Annotated in this window: 3 protein-coding genes; all 3 read left to right on the top strand. The window is 39.1% G+C overall.

The features are described from left to right. Window positions 1–421 (top strand): hypothetical protein (locus tag ACN1CN_RS22635; protein ID WP_419137937.1); only part of this gene is annotated, 421 nt, incomplete at its 5' end. A gap of 25 nt (window positions 422–446) precedes the next feature. Then, window positions 447–1043: a WD40/YVTN/BNR-like repeat-containing protein gene (locus ACN1CN_RS22630; RefSeq protein ID WP_419137935.1), complete on the top strand. Its 597-nt coding sequence runs from the start codon at window positions 447–449 to the stop codon at window positions 1041–1043. Next, window positions 1043–3030: Ig-like domain-containing protein (locus ACN1CN_RS22625; RefSeq protein ID WP_419137933.1), on the top strand; the 1988-nt coding region annotated here is incomplete at its 3' end. The genes ACN1CN_RS22630 and ACN1CN_RS22625, both read left to right, overlap by 1 nt.

The raw sequence follows: 3030 nt of genomic DNA, 5'->3' as shown, positions 1-3030 counted from the left end.
ATTGTTGTTCTTTTTGCAATTGTCGATTGCGCAATCTCAGATTGGAAAGCAAAAATTGAAAGAGTTTCGTGAAAATCCGAAATGGAAAGAAATGATGACTGATCCTAATGCTAATTTCTATGAAACAAATGTTGCTTTTGAGGAATTTTGGAAAGGAAAACCCAATCCATTAGAATTGATGGAGGGAGAAAAAGAAGTGTTGGAAGAATTGAAAGAAAGATCGTTTTTTTCCAGACTCTTTAAAAGCAATAGAAAACTAAAAAAGGAATCGCTTGAGTACGCCGTAGATTTTAAGAAATTCAAATTTTGGAAAATCAAAAACGAAGGTTTTGTAAAATCTGACGGAAGAGTAATGACTCAGGATCAAATTCAGGAGATGGTTCAGCAAGAACTACAAAGCAGGCAAATAAAGAAAAACTAATTACCTCCAATTTTAAAAATAATCTATGCAAACAAATCTACGTATTACGGTGTTGCTTGTGTTTTCTTTTTTCTTTAACCTTACAAGTGCCCAAAGTCCTAATTGGAAAAATATTGGACCTATACCTTTTCCGGAGAAAACCATCGGTCAGGTACACGGTATTGGACGTTGTTGTCAGATTAAATTTCACGCGACAGATCCTAACAAAATGTATGTTGCCAGTGCTTCTGGAGGGTTATACCAGAGTAATGATAAAGGCCTTAATTGGAATGTTTTAGGAACTGATCAGGTTATTAATACAGGGTCTGCGTCCATAGCGGTAGATCCTACCAACGATCAGGTGATTTATTGGGGAACAGGTGAGGCAAATTATTATGGAGCTGGTATGGGTGTTTATAAAACGACCAACGGAGGAGCCACTTGGACAGTATCTAATTCCGGAATGGGGAATCGATTGGTTATAGACATGCTTTTTCTTCCTACGGATAACAATACTATCATTGCAGCTACAGATAACGGTATCTATAAATCGACAGACGGGGGGGCTAATTGGAGTTTGAAATCTGCACTGATATTAATTTTCAGGATATCTGTTACAAGCCAGGCACAAATGGTCGGATAGTGTATGCAGCGGCTTCTCAAAGTTTTTACCGTTCTCTTGATGCCGGTAACAGCTGGGCTGAAATCACTTCTGATGCCTTTGTATTTGGAGCTAACGGAACAAGAGTATCCGTTTGTGAAGCCGATCCCAATGTTGTTTATGTTGCTAATGTTGGTGCTAAAACTATAGGAGAAATTTATAAATCAACAGATGGAGGAAGCACCTTTACGAGTATGCGTTCGACTGCAGAATGGATTGCTGGATATGCGACATCGGGAGATAATGAGCAGGGTCAGGGAAATTATAATTTTGATTTAGAGGTTAATCCTGCTAATCCAGATGAGCTTTATGTATGTGCTCATCTGATATGGCGTTCTACAGATTCAGGTGCTACCTGGGTAAAGCAACAATCCCATTGGACAAGGGACATTCATACCGACCAACATCATATTTTATTTGATCCTTATGTTAGCGGTCAGCTTTGGAATGCCAACGATGGTGGAGTTTGGAGCAATACAGCTAATGGAACAGGGCCTTGGACTCCAAAGTCTGATGGTATCGCAGCTACTGAAATTTATCATGGTGCCATCTGTAAAACGAACAGGAATCTACTATATATAGGAGCACAGGATAATGGCGGATTTTATTACAATAACGGCACCTTTTATAATAACATAGGAGGTGACTATGGACCATCTATGTGGTTTGATTATTCAAGTAATTATTACTACGAGGAATCAGACGGAGAAAGACGTCCTTATCCTTCGGGCTCTGGTACATCTTTGAATCTACCAGAAACGCCCTCTCGCGGAAAATTTGCTTTCACTCCGGCAAATATCAATATTGCTTACCACGCTAATGCCGGAAAAGTTTATCGTTGCACGAATCTAACTTCAGCTTCTCCTTCCTGGACACTTATTTACACCGTACCGTCTGGTACAATAAAAGACCTTCAGACAGATCCTGGCAATTCAGATCGTTTATATGTTTTTACAGATTTACCTGCATTATACAGATCGGACAATGCAATGACTGATGCTTCTTTTGTTGAGAAAACGCTCCCTACTACTGCAACTACAGGTTCTGTAGCTCCTATACCTAATTCGGATGTTGTATACTTAGGACTTGGAAATACTATTTATCGCTCTGCCGATAAAGGGGAAACATGGACAGCTACAAAAGGGTTTCCTGAAGCAACAGAAATAAAGGTGGTAGCTGATCATAAAAGTACGAATGAGGCAATCTATGCTTCTTATGCCCTGGGTGTTTATTACAAAGACAATACTAAACCATCCTGGATAAATTACTCTTCGGGTCTACCTATAATTTGCAACATGAAAGATATGGATATTTATAATGATGGCATTTCTAAAGGTGTATTGAATGTTTATTATTATGGAAGAGGCGTATGGCAGAGTGATTTGGTTCCTCCGCCAAGTAACATTACGGTAGCTCTGACTTCACCTGTCAACAATACGACATTTAGTGACCGAGCTACTATCAATCTCAATGCAACAGCTACCGTAAGTTCAGGAAATATTAGTAAAGTAGAATTCTATAATGGAACTACCTTACTGGGTACAAGCGTATCCTCTCCATATTTTTATTCGTGGAATGACGTATTGTCCGGAAATTATGAGCTGACTGCTGTGGCTTATGACAATCTGGGAAATAAGAAAAGCTCCGACTTAGTAACTGTTAGGGTTACTTTTGTTTGTAATAAAATCACGGGTACTGCTTTTGGTACTGCTTCTTATGCAGCTGGTTCTGAATATGATAAAGCATTTGACGGAAACATAAATACAGGTTTTGATGCCAGTGAATCTGATACAGGTTATACTGGATTAGATCTTGGAACGGCAAAGGTTGTTACCAATATTAGGTATTACCCAAAAGAATCACAAGAAAAAAGAATGACAGGTGGGAAATTTCAGGGTTCCAATACGTCTGCTTCCGCTGGTTTTGTAGATCTATATTCCATCCCAACCGAGCCAAATTATGCATGGCA

The organism is Flavobacterium sp. T12S277 (genome assembly GCF_048514875.1).
Taxonomy (GTDB): Bacteria; Bacteroidota; Bacteroidia; order Flavobacteriales; family Flavobacteriaceae; genus Flavobacterium.
The sequence above is the reverse complement of the archived record's forward strand: the minus strand, read 5'-3'. Positions and strand labels throughout refer to the sequence as shown.